Below are 16,056 nucleotides of genomic sequence, written 5' to 3' on the forward strand. Positions count from 1 at the left end.
TCGGCCGGATTTTGGTACCGGCCAGTAACGCAGAACGGCACCCGTCCGATGAGGACGAGTGCCGCCTGAGCTCGGGTGTCGCGCGTCACTTGCCGCGCTTGCGCCGCTGCACCCTGGTCTTGCGAAGCAGCTTGCGGTGCTTCTTCTTCGACATGCGCTTGCGGCGCTTCTTGATGACCGAGCCCATGCGGCATCCTTAGCTCTAGACGGTGTGGTTCTTGGTGTGCCCGGTGCCTCGCCGCCCTGACGGGGCCGGCTCCAGGCACGAACGGCCTTCCATGTTACCCGCACGCCTGCGCCCGGCTGGCACCAGCACCAGCCGGGCGCTCAGCGGACACTCTCAGCCCGCGTCGTAGTAGGCGTTCTCCAGGTAGGCGTGCACCGCCTTCTCGGGAACCCGGAACGACTTGCCCACCCTGACGGCAGGCATCTCGCCCGAGTGCACCAGGCGGTACACCGTCATCTTGGACACCCTCATGAGGGTGGCCACCTCGGCGACCGTGAGGAACTGCACCTGTGCGAGGCCGGGGTGTTCGGTCTCCTTCTGCTGCGCCGGCATGTATCACCGCGTCCTTAAACACGTGTCGCGCCGTCGGCTTCCCCACCGGCGGTATCGACACGCACGTGCTCACCTGAGCGTAGCGGGACAGGTGGGGCTCCTGCGACGTCCGCGACTGCCCGTGCGCCCAGTGGCCACCGGATACACCCGAAGGCACCACTGATCTGCGCGGTTGAGCCCGTTCGGCTGCCCGGCGGACACCGCCCACAGATCAGGTGAACCCTAGTCGTGGGCGCGGCCCAGCTCCTCAGAGCGGTCCCTGGCGGCCTCGATGGCAGCCAGCAGCGCCGCGCGCACCCCGTGCCTCTCCAGCTCGCGGACGGCCATGATCGTGGTGCCCGCCGGTGAGGTCACGGCCTCGCGCAGGGTCACGGGGTGCTCCCCCGAGTCGGCCAGCATCGTGGCCGCCCCCACCGCGGACTGGATGATCAGTTGGGCCGCGACCGCCCGGGGCAGGCCGAGCAGGATGCCCGCGTCGATCATGGCCTCGACCAGGAAGAAGAAGTAGGCGGGCCCGGAACCGGACAGGGCCGTCACCGCGTCCTGCTGGGACTCGGGCACGCGCAGCACCTTGCCCACGCTGCCCAGCAGGCCCTCCACCAGCTCCAGGTGCTCCGGCCTGGCGTGCGCGCCCGCCGAGATCGCGCTCATCGCCTCGCCGACCAGCATCGGGGTGTTCGGCATGACCCGCACCACCGGCGTGCCCTCGGGCAGCTCGCGCTCGAACAGCTTGGTGGGCAGGCCCGCGCACAGCGACACGACCAGTGCCCCCGGCTTGAGCACCGGGGACAGCTCGCCCAGCAGCGGCTCGATGTCCTGGGGCTTGACCGCCACCACCAGCACGTCCGCCGTGGCGGCCGCGTCCGGCACCGACACCGCGCGCACCCCGTGGCGCGCCGTGAGCTCCTCGCAGCGCTGCGGGTAGCGCTCGGTGAACATCAGGTCCGCCGTCGACCAGCCCCCGTGCAGCAGGCCCGACAGCAGCGCCTCACCGATCTTGCCAGCCCCCAACACCGCGATCGTCGTCATGCCGACAAGCCTGCCAGACAGCCGCCCACCTGCGGATGAGCGGCCCACGACATGGCCACCTCAGGAGCTGTTCGTCTCCTGGGGGCTCAGCGCGAGCTGGCGGGCCTGGCAGACGAGTCGGCCGGTGCTGTCCAGGATGGTGGCGTCCTGGTCGAACCACTGGCCGTAGACGGCTCGGCAGTCGACCTGCACACGCAGCCAGCCCGGCTCGGGGCGCGAGCGGACCAGGCCGGTCAGCTGCACGGTCGGCGACCAGCCCACCCGGCCGAGGTTGAACGTGACCGGCATGGAGATGTCCCCGGCGACCAGCGCGAAGTACGGGTCGGGCTGTTCGCCGTCACGCGGGCGCACCCACAGGCGCAGGCGCAGCGGATCACCGGTGCGCCGCTCCAGGAAGCCCGCGCCGACCGGGTCGACGAGCACCTCGCAGGCGCGGGCGAGCTTGAACACGCCGACCAGGTTGGGCAGCGCGCCGATGTCGATGGCCCCGGGCGGCGGCAGCACGGGCAGATCGGGCAGGTCGCGCCAGGCGGGCCGCTCCTCGGGCAGGCGGCCGACGGTGACCATGCCCTCCACGCAGGTGCTGCCCCGTTGCTCCAGTGCGACGCGCACGACGGTCACGGTCCGCCCGGCCTTGCGGACCTCGGTGCGCAGCATCACCGGGCCCACCGAGGGCGGGCGCAGGAACTGGGCGCTGACCGAGAGCGGCTCCAACTGCCCGGCACCGGAGCCGTCCGCCACGAGCACGGCGGCCTTGGCCAGCAGCGCAAGCAGGAAGCCCCCGTGCGGCTTGGGGCCGACGGTCCAATCGGCGGGCAGGTCGGCGATGGCTGTGCCGTCACCGAGCGGGCGCACCGCCGTGGCCGCGGCGAAGGAACGGAGCACCGGCGTCTGTTCGGGGCTCATGCCCGCACCTCGCTAGCGCTCGGCGAGGACATGAGCCCCGGCACCGCGCTGAATGACTCGCTCGCGAGCTCGCTCATGCCGTACCCACCAGCGAGCGCAGGAAGAAGGCGGTGTTGGCCGGTCGCTCGGCCAGGCGCCGCATGAGGTAGCCGTACCACTGTTCGCCGTAGGGCACGTAGACGCGCACCGCCTCACCTGAGTCCGCGAGCCTTCGCTGCTCGTCGGGTCGGATTCCGTAGAGCATCTGGTACTCGTAGCTGCCCGGCTCGCGGTCGTACCAGAGCGCCCGCTCCGAGATCACCGACACCAGCCGGGGGTCGTGCGTGGCGAACATCGGGTAGCCGTTGCCGGACAGCAGTGCGTTCGCGCAGCGCACGTAGTTCAGGTCCACCTCGTGCCGGTCGGCGTAGGCCACGCCCTCTGGCTCGGCGTAGGCGCCCTTGCACAGCCGCACGCGCGAACCGGCCCCGGACAGCGCGACGCAGTCGTCCAGCGTCCTGCGCAGGTACGCCTGGAGCACGGCGCCCACCCAGGGCCAGCTGCGCCGCACCTCGGCGAGCACGCGCAGGGTGGAGTCGGTGGTGGTGTGGTCCTCCATGTCGAGGGTCACCGTGGTGCCGCACTGCTCGGCGGCGGCGCAGATGCGCGAGGCGTTGTCCAGGGCGAGCCGCTCGTCCAGCGCCTGGCCGACAGCCGAGAGCTTGACGCTCACCTCGGTGTGCCCGGCCAGCCCCTCGGCGTGCAGCCGGTCCAGCAGCAGCAGGTAGGACTGCACGGTCTGCTCGGCCAGCGCGCGGTCGGTGGTGTCCTCGCCCAGGTAGTCCAGCGAGACGGACAGGCCGCCGTCCACCAAGGTCCTCGTCACGGTCACCGCCTGGTCGGCGGTCTCCCCGGCGACGAACCGGGCGACCACGTCACGGGCCACCGGCGCGGTCGCCACCAGGCGGCGGACGGCGTCGTTGGCCCCTGCGGCCAAGATCAACGTTCGCAGCGGGTGCACGGCGTGACTCTACGTCGGCGAGCGCACCGGTGGTGAAAGGTGTTCGCAATCACCAGGCTGTTGTCACAGAGCTCAGTCCTGTCCGAGGTTCAACCGTGCGAACAGCAGTGCCTCGGCCAGTTCGGCGGCACGTGCGGTGGCGCTGCGTGCTTTGCGGGTGTTGACCTCCAGCACGACCTGTCCCTCGAACCCGCTGGTGGCCAGCTTCTCGCACAGCGCGGCACAGGGCTGCACCCCGCGACCGGGCACGAGGTGCTCGTCCCGAGGCGCGCCGCTGCCGTCGGCGAGGTGCACGTGGACCAGGCCGGAGCCCATGCGTTCGGCCATGGCCAGCGGATCGGACTGCGCGGCGGCCGTGTGCGACAGGTCCAGGGTGTAGTGCCGGTGGCCGACCTCGGTCGGGTCCACCGAGGGCCGGAACGCCGAGACCTCGGCACCCAGCGGGCGCACCGGGAACATGTTCTCCACGGCGATGGCCACCGAGGTGGACTCCTCCAGCTCGGCGATCAGGTCGCTGAAGCGCTCGGCGTAGCGGCGCTGCCAGCGGAACGGCGGGTGCACGACCACCGTGGGCGCGTCGAGCACCTGAGCCGCGATGACCGCGCGGCGCAGCCGGACCTCCGGGTCGGGGGACCAGACCCGCTGGCTGATCAGCAGGCACGGGGCGTGCACCGCCAGGACCGGCACCGCGTGCCGGTCGGCCAACTCCAGCAGCGCGTCCATGTCCTGGCTGACCGGGTCGGCCCAGACCATCACCTCGACCCCGTCGTAGCCCAGCTCACCGGCCAGCTCGAAGGCGGCCGCCGCGGGCTGCGGCCAGACCGAGGCGGTCGACAGGCCGACCGGGATCCTGCCCAAGGCGAGCTCTAGTGCCCGACGAGCAGCAGCACGGCGGGTGAGACCGTCACGATCAGCCCGACCAGCACGGCGAGCACCATGGTCTGCAGGTCGTCCGCCTTGCGGATCTTGCGGACCACGATGACCAGCCCGATGATCACCGCGACCGCGGCGGCCAGCGCGGCGGCGGGCAGCGCGTTCCACAGCAGCTGGAAGCCCAGCCACAGCGCGGCGCCGCCGACCAGGCCGACCCCGAGCTGCACGGCCATCATCAGCCACTCGCGGCCGGGCGAGGCAGCGGGGGCCTCCTCCGCGGACTCCTCGTCGGTCTCCAGCGGGGCATCCACCCCGGCCGGAGCCGCGTCGGGCGCCACCGAGTAACCCGCGAAGGCGTCGCCCTCGGCGTACTCGTAGTCCTCTTCGTACTCCTCGTACTCGCCGTCCACGTACGGGCCGGGGTGCGCCTGCGTGCTCTCCTGCGGAGTGACCTCGGCCGAGTCGTACTCGTCCTCGTCGAGCAGCGGACCGGGGTGGGCCTGGGTGTGCTCCCCGGTGTCCACCAGCGGACCCGGGTGCGCCTGCGTGCTCTCCGCGACCGCCTCGGGCCGCCGGGGCTGCGGGCGCCCAGGGGCCTGCGGCGGCTCCTCGGTGATCCGGGGCAGCTGCTCGGTCGCCGACTCGGGCGGGGCACCGGCCAGCCGCGCGGACAGCCCACCGGCCTCCGGCGGCACCGGGCGGTGCTGGGTCGTGTCACCGACGTTGTCCACGCCACCGGGCCCGACCGGCCGGAAGTAGCCGGTGGGCTGGGGTGCGGGCGGCTGGCCCTGCGGGGCGCCCGGCGGCGGTCCCTGCGGGGGTCTCGGTCCCAGGTCCGAACGCGACAGGTTGGTCCGCGAGGACTCGATACGCGGCGGCGGGGTGCGGCCGGGCGCGGGCCTGCCCGGGCGGTTGGGCAGCGGCTGCGCGCCGGAGGGCTGCTGCGCGGGCGCGCCAGGTGGCGGCGCCACCGGCGGCGGGGCCTGCGGCGGCCGGATCGGCTGCTGCACCGCGGCCTGCGGCGGCTGCGGGGTCTGGGGCGGCGCGGGCGCCTGCTGGGGGCGCACCGGCGGACCGCTGACGCTGGTCTCCTCGGCCGGGTCGTCCCTGATCGGCAGCATGCGCCCGCTGTCGGACAGCACCCGGTCGATGATCGTCTGGGGTGCTGTCTCGCTCGGCTCGTCGGCCCTGCGCCTGCGCCTGCGCGCGGGTGCGGCCTCCTCGGCTTTGCCGCCGTACTGCGCGAGCAACTCCGCGACCGTGCGCTGGGTGTGCTCCGAACCGCTTTCTCGACTCATTGATTCCACCGTGCCCCGAACTGGGCCGTCCGTCCAGTGCCACCGGCACCGTCCGAGCCGTCCGAGCGGTCCAACCGTCGAAGGATGACACCTTCGCGCAGTGCCCAGGGGCAGATTTCCAGTTCCGACAGTGACAGCGCTCGCATGGTGGCCTCAGCCACGAGCGCACCGGCGACCAGCTGGTGGGCCCGGCTGGAGCTGACCCCCTCCAACTCGGCGAGGTCGGAGGCCGACATCCGGGAGATGAAGGCGATCAGCTGTCGCAGCCCGGACACGGTCAGCACCCGGCGGGCGCGCGGTCCCTCCGAGGAGGGCGCCGCGCCGGTCAGCCTGGCCAGCGTCCGGAAGGTCTTGGAGGTGGCGACCACCAGGTCCGGGTCGCCGATCCGGCGGACCCGCTTGGCCACCGGGGCGATCTGCTCGTCCAGCCACTCCACCGTGTCCCGCAGCTCGTGCCTGCTCGGCGGGTCGTGCTTGAACCGCGTTCTGGTGACCCGGCCCGCGCCCAGCGGGATGGAGCAGGCCAGGTCGGGGTTCTCGTCCCGGCCCACGGCCAGCTCCAGCGAGCCGCCGCCGATGTCGAGCACCAGCAGCCTGCCCGCCGACCAGCCGTACCACCGGCGGGTGGCGAGGAAGGTGTAGCGGGCCTCGTCCTCGCCGGAGAGCACCTGGAGGTCCACCCCGGTCTCCGCGCGGACCCGGTCCAGCACGGCCGCGCTGTTGCCCGCCTCGCGCACCGCCGAGGTGGCGAAGGCCATCAGGTCCTCGCAGCCGAACTGCAGGGCCGAGGCCTTGCCGTCGGCGACCGCCCTGACCAGCGCGTCCGAGCCCGCCTTGGAGAGCAGGCCGTTGTGCGTGATCTGCTCGGCCAGGCGCAACATCGTCTTCTCGGAGCTCATCGGCGTTGGATGGGCACCACGATGCGCGTCCACGACCAGCAGGTGGACCGTGTTCGAACCGACGTCAAGCACCCCTAGGCGCACGTCGAGCACCGTACCTGGCTGGCGTGACGATCCCGTAATCCCCCATCCGGTGACACGGCACACGGATGGGGGGACCCCACGGTCAGGACTCGAACTTGTAGCCGAGGCCACGCACCGTGACCAGGTGCTGCGGGGCGGACGGGTCCGGCTCGATCTTGGAGCGCAGCCGCTTGACGTGCACGTCCAGCGTCTTGGTGTCGCCCACGTAGTCCGCGCCCCACACCCGGTCGATCAGCTGGCCGCGGGTGAGCACCCGGCCCACGTTGCGCAACAGGTACTCCAGCAGGTCGAACTCCTTGAGCGGCAGCGAGACCTCGCCGCCGTCCACGGTGACCACGTGCCGCTCCACGTCCATCCGCACCGGGCCCGCCTCCAGGACCTGGGGCAGCAGCTCCTCGGACTCGCCGCCGCGCCGCAGCACGGCCCGGATCCGGGCGATCAGCTCGCGGGCCGAGTACGGCTTGGTCACGTAGTCGTCGGCACCCAGCTCCAGGCCGACCACCTTGTCGATCTCGCTGTCCCGCGCCGTCACCATGATCACCGGCACGGCGGAGCGCTGCCGCAGCGCCTTGCACACGTCGGTCCCGCTCATGCCGGGCAGCATCAGGTCGAGCAGCACGATGTCGGCCCCGTTGCGGTCGAACTCCTCCAGCGCCTCCTGGCCGGTGATGGCCACGGCCGCGGTGAAGCCCTCCTTGCGCAGCAGGAACGCGAGCGGGTCGGCGAAGGACTCCTCGTCCTCGACGATGAGCACCCTGGTCACAGACCCTCCTCGCTAACGCTCGTCGAGTCCGCGACCAGCGTCTCTGCGCCCAATGGTGCCCTCGCAAGCTCGGTCACAGCTTTCCTCCATGATCGGGACTACCGACACCGTTGCCGGTGTCCACACCGTCCGCTCCGGTCGGGACGAGTGTGGTGTCTCGGTCAGCCGCGTCCTGTTCGGCGCGTGGCTGCTCCTCGTCACCGGCCGACGACGCCGAGGCGCCGTGTGCCGGGATGCGCAGGGTGAAGGTGGAGCCGGTGCCAGGACGGCTCCACAGGCGGACCTCGCCACCGTGGTTGGCGGCCACGTGCTTGACGATGGCCAGGCCAAGGCCGGTGCCGCCGGTCGCGCGCGAACGCGCCGGATCGGCCCGGTAGAAGCGTTCGAACACGCGGTGCTGCTGGTCCAGCGCGATGCCGATGCCCCGGTCGGTGACCGCGATCTCCACGAAGTCCCCGTCCCTGCGGCGGCTGACCGAGACCGGGCTGTCCGGCGGCGAGTAGGCCAGCGCGTTGTCCAGCAGGTTGCTCAGCGCGGTGACCAGCAGCGTGCGGTCCCCGTCCACGACCAGCTCGCTCGGCCCGTCGGTGTCGATGTCGATGCCCGCGGACTCGGCGGCCAGCCTGCTGCGGCCCAGGGCCTCGCGGACCACCTCGTCCACCGGCACCGGGGTCATCTCCGGCAACTGCTCGGCGCCCTGTAGCCGGGACAGCGCGATCAGCTCGGTCACCAGCCTGCCCAGCCGGGTCGCCTCGTGCAGGATCTTGCTGCTGAACCGGCGTACCTCGACCTGGTCGTCGGCGGCGTCGAGCACCGCCTCGGCAAGCAGCGCCAGCGCACCGACCGGGGTCTTCAGCTCGTGGCTGACGTTGGCGACGAAGTCACGGCGGATGGCCTCCAGCCGCACGGCGTCGGACTCGTCGGAGGCGTCGACCACGGTGAAGCCGTCACCGAGCGGGCGCACCTCGCCGCGCACGGCCTCGGGTTGCCTGCCCACGCGGGACTGCAGCGGGGACAGGTCCACCTCCATCACCTCGCCGGACTGGCTGACCAGCTCCGCGGCCTTGCGCGCGCGGTCGTCGACCTGGCTCCCCTTGACCACGCCCAGCGCCGCGGCCCTGGGGTTGTGCAGGACCACGTCGCCGAAGCTGTTGAGCACCACGACGCCGTTGTGCGAGGAGTGCACGACGCGCTGGACGAGGTCGGAGACGGTCAACACCGCTGGTTTGCCTGCCGTTCTCCGTGCCGCCGATCGGGCGATCAAGGAACCAGCCAAGGCGCCGATCAGCAGCAGGCCGATCGACAGGGCGATGTAGCCCAATGCGGTCACGTTCGCATCGTAAGCAGGTCAGGGGCCTACCGGCCTAGCCCACAGGCGCCAACCGTGACACCGACTACACCTGCGGACGGCATTGTTCTACCTCCGGTCAGCCCGTGTTCACCCACTCGTGTCCTAAGCCGCTCACCCGAGAGCGTCCAGCTCAGCCACGTCCTGTTCGGACAGTCGCAACGAAGCGGCCGCCACGTTGTCCGACAGGTGCGTGAGCGAGGAAGTGCCGGGGATCGCCAGCAGATTGGGTGAACGCTGGAGCAGCCAGGCCAGCGCGATCTGCGGCACCGTGGCGCCGTGCCGCTCGGCGACGGCCCCGATGCGCTCGTCGGTGATCAGCTGGAAGCCGCCGAGCGGGAAGAACGGCACGTAGGCGATGCCCTGCTCAGCGCACTGGCGGACCAGCTGCTCGTCGGAGCGCTGGACGATGTTGTAGTAGTTCTGCACGCACACGACCGGGGCGATGGTCTGCGCCTGCGCGACCTGCGCCGGGGTGACGTTGCTGACGCCCAGGTGCCGGATCAGCCCCTGCTCGCGCAGCTGCGCCAGCACCGTGAACGGCTCCTCCAGCGAGCGCTCCTCCGGACCGTGCACCCCGGGCATACGCAGGTTGACCGCGTCGATCTGGTCCACGCCCAGCCTGCGCAGGTTGTCGTGCACCGCCTCGCGCAGCTCCTCCGTGCCCAGCGCCTCCGGCCAGCCGCCCTCCGGGGTGCGGCGCGCGCCGACCTTGGTGACCAGCACCAGGTCCTCGCCGTAGGGGTGCAGTGCCTCGCGCAGGATCTCGTTGGCCACGTGCGGGCCGTAGAAGTCGCTGGTGTCGATGTGGTTGACACCCAGCTCCACGGCCCTGCGCAGGACCTGGACCGCCTGCTCGCGGTCGGCGGGCGGGCCCATCACGCCGGGACCGGTCAGCTGCATCGTGCCGTAACCGAGGCGGGCGACCGGTCGGTCCCCGCCGAACTCCCAGTGACCCGCCTTGGCCGCGGTGATCTGCATCGTCATGGCCACAGCCTGACGCATGAAGCCCCCGCGAGCAGCACGCTCGCGGGGGCTGTCGCAGAACTGGTCAGCGGCCCTGGCTGGCCACGGCCTTGATCGCGTCGGCAGCCGCGTTCGGGTCCAGGTAGGTGCCGCCGGGATTGGTCGGCCTCAGGTCGGCGTCCAGCTCGTAGCACAGCGGGATGCCGGTCGGGATGTTCAGCCCGGCGATGGCCTCGTCGGAGACCCCGTCCAGGTGCTTGACCAGCGCCCGCAGCGAGTTGCCGTGCGCGGCGACCAGCACGGTCCTGCCCGCGCGCAGGTCCGGCACGATCGCCGACTCCCAGTACGGCAGCAGCCGCTCCACCACGTCCTTGAGGCACTCGGTGCGCGGCAGGGCCGGGCCGAGGTCGGCGTAGCGCGGGTCGGCGTCCTGGCTGAACTCGCCGCCCAGCTCGATCGGCGGCGGCGGGGTGTCGTAGGAGCGGCGCCACAGCATGAACTGCTCCTCGCCGTACTGCTCCAGGGTCTGCTTCTTGTTCTTGCCCTGCAACGCGCCGTAGTGGCGCTCGTTGAGCCGCCAGTCGCGGCGCACCGGGATCCAGTGCCGGTCGGCGCCGTCCAGCGCGATGTTCGCGGTGGAGATCGCCCTGCGCAGCAGCGAGGTGTGCACGACATCGGGCAGCAGACCCGCCTCGCGCAGCAGCTCACCGCCGCGCTTGGCCTCGGTCAGCCCCTTCTCGGACAGCGGCACGTCCACCCAACCGGTGAACAGGTTCTCGGCGTTCCAGACGCTCTCGCCGTGACGCAGCAGGACCAGGCTCATGCCGCCCAGCCTGCCAGGCACCCCCGATTGCACGCTCCCCGGCCCCGACCGGGTACCGATACCTTGTGCGCACGCACCGCCTGAATGGGGGAACCCCGTGGGCCACATGCCGCACCAGGTCGCACCGGCGATCGGGCTGTTACTGGCAGGCAGCACGCTGACCGCACCGGCTCAGTCCGCCGACCACCTGGTCAGCACCGCCGAGTACTACGAGGTCGGCGGCACGGTGCTGACCCAGTACACCGGCGGCTCGGCCGTGTCGGAGAACAACAGGGAGAGCCGCCGACTGCGCTTCGGCGGGGTGGACAGCGCGGCGGCGGTCAGCGGAGCCGCACAGGGCGCGAGCCAGGTGCTCTACGACGCGCTCGACCTGGACCGGGACAACCCCGACGGCAGCAGGACGCTCACCCTGGGCATCGGCCCGCTCGGCGCCACCGAGGTGCCCGCACGCACGCTCGTGGTCGGTGCGGGCGAGGTGCCGATCGACCTGGACCGCTCCGGGGAGCAGGTCCTCACGCTCCAGCAGCGCGGTGACGGTGCTCTTGTGCTGCGGCGCCGCAGCAACGACGCGGCGGTGCTGCTGGGCGTGTACCCAGCTGCTCTGCCCAAGCCGTTCAACCCGACCCCGTGGCAGTACCAGGGCGCCTTCCGCAGTGGTCAGTCCAACGTGGGCCTGCCCTTCGGCTACGGCCGGGGACGCCTGTTCAGCCTCGCCGGGTCCGATGCGGCGGCCCGGGTCGTCTGGGCCGCCGAGGGCCAGGACTTCGCAGTGGTGCACGCCCCGGACGGGGCCGAGGCCACCGGCTTCCTGCTCGCCGCCGACGGGATCGCCCTGGTCCGCACCACCTCGGACAGCTACTGGCGGATCGACGGCGACCAGTTCACCGCCCTGCCCGCCGCCGCCTTCACCGAGGTGGCCGCCGCCTTCCTGCCCCGTGCCGCCGCCGCACTGGCCGCGGGCGGCCGGGCAGTGGCACTCGGCGTGTCCGGTCCGCGTCCCGGGGAGCCCACGAAGCTGCTCGTCGCCGACCTGGGTTCCGGGCAGACCAGCACCTACCCGCTGCTGGACGACTCGGTGCCGCGACTGGAGTCGCTGGCCTGGTCGGTGGCCGACCCGAACCAGGTGTACCTGCTGCGCACGAGCCCGTGGATGAGCCCGCACCAGGCCGACCACTACCTGATCCAGTCGGTGGACGCGCGCAACGGCTCGGCGCGCCAGGTGTTCCCCGCGAGCGGGACCAGCACCGGCTGGCGCCCCCGCCTGTGCCCCGCCGACGTGGGCTGAGGCGCTACACCGGCGGGGTGAGCCCGATCAGCGCCGAGGCGCCCTCGCACAGCGGGCACACCCGTCCGGAGTTGATCGTCCTGGGCACCCCGGCGATCAGGCCGAGCACCGGGTGCGCGATCTCGCCGACCCCGCCGCAGAAGTGGCAGACCGTGCGCGGGTCGCGGTAGGCGGGGACGGCGTCCTCCTCGTCCTCGTCCTCGTCGTACTCCTCGTCGAAGTCCTCGTCGTCCTCGAGGTCGTCGCCGAACTCGTCCTGGAAGCCCTCCGGCTCGTCCTCGTCGCTGTGCACGGTCACCACTCCCGTCCGGCGACGACCGGCCTCGTCTGCCTGCTGGGCACGGTACAACTCGCTGATCAGCTCCGACAGACGGATCTTGGCACCGATCCGGTGAAGCCCGAACGACCAGAGGAGATCATGTGTTCGGATTGACCGCCCTGTTCACGCTGCACGACGAATCAGCCGCCCTCGGCTTCGACGCGCTCACCGCCCGCACGCTGCCGCTGATCAAGTCGGCCGAGCCCGGCACCCTCGTGTACGCCGTGCACGAGGTCGCCGGCGATCCGCTCGCCCGAGTCTTCTACGAGCTGTACTCCGACCGGGCCGCGTTCGAGGCCCACGAGGAGCAGCCGCACGTGCGCCACTTCCTCGCCGAGCGAGAGCAGTACCTCGCGGGCGTGCGCGTGGAGTTCCTGTCCTTTGTGGACGGAAAGGGTACGCCCAGCTCCTGAATCCCGCTCAGCGCAACGCTTTTCGGTGTCAGGGGAACGCCCCGACCACGCAGGGCGTTCCCCGTCGGCTCACTTCGCGGCGGCCTCGCGGCTGCGCAGGTCCTTGCGCAGAATCTTGCCCGCGGCGGACTTCGGGATCGCCTCCAGGAACTCCACCACGCGGACCTTCTTGTGTGGGGCAACGCGTTCCGCGACGAAGCCCATGACCTCGGCCTCGCTCAGCTCGGCATCGGCCTGGCGCACCACGAACGCCTTGGGCACCTCCTCACCCTCGGCGTCGATGACCCCGATGACCGCGGCGTCGGCGATGCTCGGGTGCGTCAGCAGCAGCGCCTCCAACTCGGCGGGCGGCACCTGGTAGCCCTTGTACTTGATCAGTTCCTTGACCCGGTCGACGATCGTGACCACGCCGCGCTCGTCGATGACGGCGACGTCCCCGGTGTGCAGGAAGCCGTCCTCGTCCAGGGTCGCCGCGGTGGCCTCGGCGTTGTTCAGGTAGCCCTTCATCACGTTGGGGCCCTTGCACCACAACTCGCCGCGCTCGCCGGTGCCGACCTCCTCGCCGGTGGCCAGGTCGACGATCTTGTTCTCCATGTTCGGCAGGATCAGTCCCACGCTGCCGATGCGGATGTCCTCGCGGGCATCCGGGATGCTGTGGCTGACCGGGCTCATCTCGGTCATGCCGTAGCCCTGCCGCACCACGCAGCCCAGCCGCTTGTGCACGGCCTCGGCGAGTTCCTCGTCCAGCGGGGCGGCACCGGAGAACAGCACCTTGAGCGCGGACAGGTCGTAGTTGTCGACGATCGGGTGCTTGGCCAGCGCCACCGCGACCGGCGGCGCGATGTAGACCCGGTCGGTGCGGTGCTCGGCGATGATGCGCAGGAACTCGGGCAGGTCGAACTTGGGCATCGTGACCACGGTCGCCCCGATGGACAGCGGGTGGTTCATCGTGACCTGCATGCCGTAGATGTGGAAGAACGGCAGCACGGCCAGCACCCGCGTGTCCGAGCCGACGTGCATCATCGGGCCGGTCTGCACCAGGTTGGACACCAGGTTGCGGTGGGTCAGCATGACGCCCTTGGCCCGCCCGGTGGTGCCCGAGGAGTACGGCAGCACCGCGAGGTCCTCGGCGGGGTCGAACTCCACCTGGGGCGCGGCAGCGGTGCTGGCGAGCAGGTCGCTGAGCCCGGTGTGCCCCTCGGCCCCGTCCAGCACGACGATCTCGGAGATGCCGGCCAGCTCGGCGGCGGGCACCGCGCGGTCCAGGAACGGCGAGATCGTGAACAGCAGCTTGGCCCCGGAGTCGGTGAGCTGGCTGGCGATCTCGTTCGGCGTGTAGAGCGCGTTGATCGTGGTGGCGGTGCCGCCCGCGCGCAGCACACCGTGGAAGGCCACGGCGTAGTAAGGCGTGTTCGGGCTGAAGATGCCCACCACGTCCCCCTTGCGCACGCCCCGTTCGGCCAGCGCGGCGGCGACCCGGTCGACGGCCCCGGCCAGCTCGCCGTAGGTGATGACCCGGCCGGAGGGCCCGTCGATCATCGCGGGCCGGTCGGCACGGGCCGAGACGTCACCGAACAGCAGTTCGTGGACTGGGAGGTCCGGGATGTCGACATCAGGGAAGGGACTGCGGAAGACCATGCCTACCTGCCTCGTTCGCCTCGGCACCTGCAGCGTCATTGGTGGCAGACGCTGCCACAAGCACCCCATCGTGAGCGAGCCCACACGAGGGGGTCAAGAAATGATCTCTCTCACCGAATCGTTACGCCAGCTGAGTCGTTTCACTCGAACAGACCAGCGAATCTACTTGTGGTGTCGTTCCGGGATCTGCCAAGTTGTGGTGGCTGCCCGGATCGGCTCTCACGCACTCCCCGAGCCGGGAAGCAGCACGTGTGGTTCGTCACCCCCGTCGGACCACACGCCCCGTCCGGCCTCCTGAGGCACCCCTCGCCCAGGACTGCCGCAGCGGCGGGAACCTGACGCGGGGCGGCGGGAGCTGCGACTCCCCCTCGAACTCCAGCCGCCCCGCGTGTTCCGCCTCAGTCCTGCTCGGCGACCTCGGGTGCCACCACCCGGCGCCTGCGCAGCAGCCACCACACCGCGGCCCCCGGGATGCCGATCACCACTGCGAAGGGCAGCACGGCGCCCAGCGCGAGGCCGATGCCCTGCAACGTGCCGAGCAGAGCCGTCCACCCGGCGCCGAGCCCGTTGAGGAACCCCGGCTGCTCGGCGGGCGGCGCTGCGCCCTCGGACTTGCTGAGGTCGACCGCGATCGTCGACATGCCGACCTGCCCGGCCAGCGCGTCGTGCCGCTGTTGCAGGGAGGCCAGGTCGGCCTCGCGCTTGGTCAACTCGCTCTCGACCGCCGTGATGTCCGCGATCGAGTTCGCCTTCTCCAACAGCGCGCGCACCCGGTCCACGCTGGTGCGCTGGGCCGCCAGCCTGCTGTCCACGTCCACGACCTGCTCGGTCACGTCCTCGGCGTGCTCGGTGCGACTGGTCGTGTCGCCCAGCGCGGCGAGCCGGTCGAGCACCGCGCCCGTCTTGTCCACCGGCACCTTCAAGGTCAGCGTGGCGTGCCCGCCGCCGCTGTTCTCATCACTGGAGTAGCCGCCCGCGTCAGTGCCGATCTTGCGTGCGCTGTTCACCGCCGAGGGCACGTCCGGGACCTTGACCGCCAGGTTGGCGGTCCGCACGATCTGCCGCCCGGTGCCCGCGGGCGCGAAGGTGCTGGCCACCGGCTGCTTCTGCTGCGGCGAGCCGCCCGAGGCGTCCGCCTTGCCCACCCCCGGCGCCACCGCGACCGACGACTCCGACCGCCCGCCCGCCGTGCACCCGGCCAGCAGTGCGGTCGCTGCCACGGCGAGCACCAGGGTTCTCGGTAACTTCACGACAATCCTCCCCACTCAGGTCTGCACCGGTGACGGTGCCGGCCCGAGCGGGCGTTGCCCGTGGAAAGTCACAATCAGGATTCGTCGGCCACCGAGGGCTCGTCCCGTCCCGCGCCGACCAGGTGCTGGAAGGCGTTGAGGTTGGCCAGCGACTCACCGCGGGAGACCCGCCAGTCCCACTCCCTGCGGATCGCCGAGGCGAAGCCGATCTCCAGCAGGGTGTTGAAGTCCCCGTCCGCGGCCTCCAGCACCTGGCCGAGCACGCGGTCCAGTTCCTCCGGCGTGACCGCGCCCAGGCCGATCCTGCCGACCAGGTAGATGTCGCCCCTGCTGTCCAGCGTGTAGTGCACCCCGTAGAGGCGAGCGTTGCGCCGCAACAGGAATCGGTACAAGTCCTGGTGTGCCTCGTCCGGCTGGCGGCACACGAACGCCTCTACCACGAGCGCGTGTTCGGTCACCAGCAGCCAGCAGTTCGTCTGCTGCTTCTTGGTCCCGGGCAGCGTGACGAAGTAGCGCCCCGGCCCCTTGCGGTCGTGGCTGATCTCGTTCTCGCGCAGCACGTCACCGATGACGCCGTCCAGCTCGTCCAGCGTCGGACTCATC

At 71.4% G+C, this 16,056-nt stretch carries 18 protein-coding genes; 2 read left to right on the top strand and 16 right to left on the bottom strand.

The annotated features are described in order from the left end of the window. Positions 1-85: 85 nt before the first annotated feature. The 12 genes from KALB_RS46105 to KALB_RS41180 all read right to left on the bottom strand — a co-directional run bounded on the left by KALB_RS46105 (position 86) and on the right by KALB_RS41180 (position 10,548). Positions 86-187 carry a 30S ribosomal protein bS22 gene (locus tag KALB_RS46105; protein WP_015105422.1) on the bottom strand — a complete coding sequence of 34 codons (102 nt, stop codon included), beginning with the start codon at positions 185-187 and terminating at the stop codon, positions 86-88. Between the two features lie 153 nt (positions 188-340). Then, entirely contained in the window at positions 341-559 is a 219-nt protein-coding gene (locus tag KALB_RS41130; protein ID WP_025361515.1) for a helix-turn-helix domain-containing protein, read from the bottom strand. A 222-nt stretch (positions 560-781) separates the two neighbouring features. Next, complete coding sequence (gene proC / locus KALB_RS41135) at positions 782-1,588, bottom strand: pyrroline-5-carboxylate reductase (protein WP_025361516.1); 807 nt, start codon at positions 1,586-1,588, stop codon at positions 782-784. A gap of 60 nt (positions 1,589-1,648) precedes the next feature. Next, complete coding sequence (locus tag KALB_RS41140; RefSeq protein WP_025361517.1) at positions 1,649-2,494, bottom strand: thioesterase family protein; 846 nt, start codon at positions 2,492-2,494, stop codon at positions 1,649-1,651. Positions 2,495-2,567: 73 nt separating this feature from the next. Beyond that, positions 2,568-3,494 carry a proline dehydrogenase family protein gene (locus KALB_RS41145; protein ID WP_025361518.1) on the bottom strand — a complete coding sequence of 309 codons (927 nt, stop codon included), beginning with the start codon at positions 3,492-3,494 and terminating at the stop codon, positions 2,568-2,570. A 72-nt stretch (positions 3,495-3,566) separates the two neighbouring features. Next, entirely contained in the window at positions 3,567-4,352 is a 786-nt protein-coding gene (locus KALB_RS41150) for a sugar phosphate isomerase/epimerase family protein (protein WP_025361519.1), read from the bottom strand. A gap of 8 nt (positions 4,353-4,360) precedes the next feature. Further along, entirely contained in the window at positions 4,361-5,665 is a 1,305-nt protein-coding gene (locus KALB_RS44700) for an Rv0497 family membrane protein (RefSeq protein ID WP_025361520.1), read from the bottom strand. After that, entirely contained in the window at positions 5,662-6,648 is a 987-nt protein-coding gene (locus tag KALB_RS41160) for a Ppx/GppA family phosphatase (protein WP_025361521.1), read from the bottom strand. The genes KALB_RS44700 and KALB_RS41160 overlap by 4 nt, the downstream gene beginning before the upstream one ends. An 82-nt stretch (positions 6,649-6,730) precedes the next feature. Beyond that, positions 6,731-7,411: a response regulator transcription factor gene (locus KALB_RS41165; protein WP_025361522.1), complete on the bottom strand. Its 681-nt coding sequence runs from the start codon at positions 7,409-7,411 to the stop codon at positions 6,731-6,733. Between the two features lie 73 nt (positions 7,412-7,484). Further along, positions 7,485-8,741 (bottom strand): sensor histidine kinase, encoded by a 1,257-nt coding sequence (locus KALB_RS41170; RefSeq protein WP_025361523.1) that lies wholly within the window; start codon positions 8,739-8,741, stop codon positions 7,485-7,487. A 132-nt stretch (positions 8,742-8,873) separates the two neighbouring features. Next, positions 8,874-9,746, bottom strand: coding sequence for an oxidoreductase (locus KALB_RS41175; RefSeq protein WP_025361524.1), 873 nt, complete (start codon positions 9,744-9,746; stop codon positions 8,874-8,876). A gap of 64 nt (positions 9,747-9,810) precedes the next feature. Continuing rightward, positions 9,811-10,548 carry a phosphoglyceromutase gene (locus KALB_RS41180; RefSeq protein WP_030110850.1) on the bottom strand — a complete coding sequence of 246 codons (738 nt, stop codon included), beginning with the start codon at positions 10,546-10,548 and terminating at the stop codon, positions 9,811-9,813. Positions 10,549-10,654: 106 nt separating this feature from the next. Between KALB_RS41180 and KALB_RS41185 the strand changes: the two genes are divergently transcribed. Beyond that, positions 10,655-11,833: a hypothetical protein gene (locus KALB_RS41185; protein ID WP_148309854.1), complete on the top strand. Its 1,179-nt coding sequence runs from the start codon at positions 10,655-10,657 to the stop codon at positions 11,831-11,833. Between the two features lie 4 nt (positions 11,834-11,837). Here KALB_RS41185 and KALB_RS41190 read toward each other — a convergent pair whose 3' ends face one another. Continuing rightward, the gene (locus KALB_RS41190) at positions 11,838-12,131 is read right to left on the bottom strand and encodes a hypothetical protein (protein ID WP_148309855.1); all 294 of its coding nucleotides are present in this window, start codon (positions 12,129-12,131) and stop codon (positions 11,838-11,840) included. A 122-nt stretch (positions 12,132-12,253) separates the two neighbouring features. Here KALB_RS41190 and KALB_RS41195 point away from each other — a divergent pair, with 122 nt between their 5' ends. Beyond that, positions 12,254-12,565, top strand: coding sequence for a putative quinol monooxygenase (locus tag KALB_RS41195; RefSeq protein WP_025361528.1), 312 nt, complete (start codon positions 12,254-12,256; stop codon positions 12,563-12,565). 69 nt (positions 12,566-12,634) lie between these two features. Here KALB_RS41195 and KALB_RS41200 read toward each other — a convergent pair whose 3' ends face one another. The 3 genes from KALB_RS41200 to KALB_RS41210 form a co-directional block, all read right to left on the bottom strand. Further along, positions 12,635-14,203 (bottom strand): 4-coumarate--CoA ligase family protein, encoded by a 1,569-nt coding sequence (locus tag KALB_RS41200; protein WP_025361529.1) that lies wholly within the window; start codon positions 14,201-14,203, stop codon positions 12,635-12,637. A 398-nt stretch (positions 14,204-14,601) separates the two neighbouring features. Then, on the bottom strand, positions 14,602-15,453 hold the full coding sequence (locus tag KALB_RS41205) for a DUF4349 domain-containing protein (RefSeq protein WP_158510897.1): 852 nt from the start codon (positions 15,451-15,453) through the stop codon (positions 14,602-14,604). Positions 15,454-15,527: 74 nt separating this feature from the next. Then, positions 15,528-16,055, bottom strand: a complete 528-nt coding sequence (locus KALB_RS41210) for a type III secretion system chaperone family protein (protein ID WP_030110848.1) — start codon at positions 16,053-16,055, stop codon at positions 15,528-15,530. Position 16,056 lies beyond the last annotated feature (1 nt).

Source organism: Kutzneria viridogrisea DSM 43870, assembly GCF_000525635.1.
In the GTDB taxonomy this organism is placed as follows: domain Bacteria; phylum Actinomycetota; class Actinomycetes; order Mycobacteriales; family Pseudonocardiaceae; genus Kutzneria; species Kutzneria viridogrisea.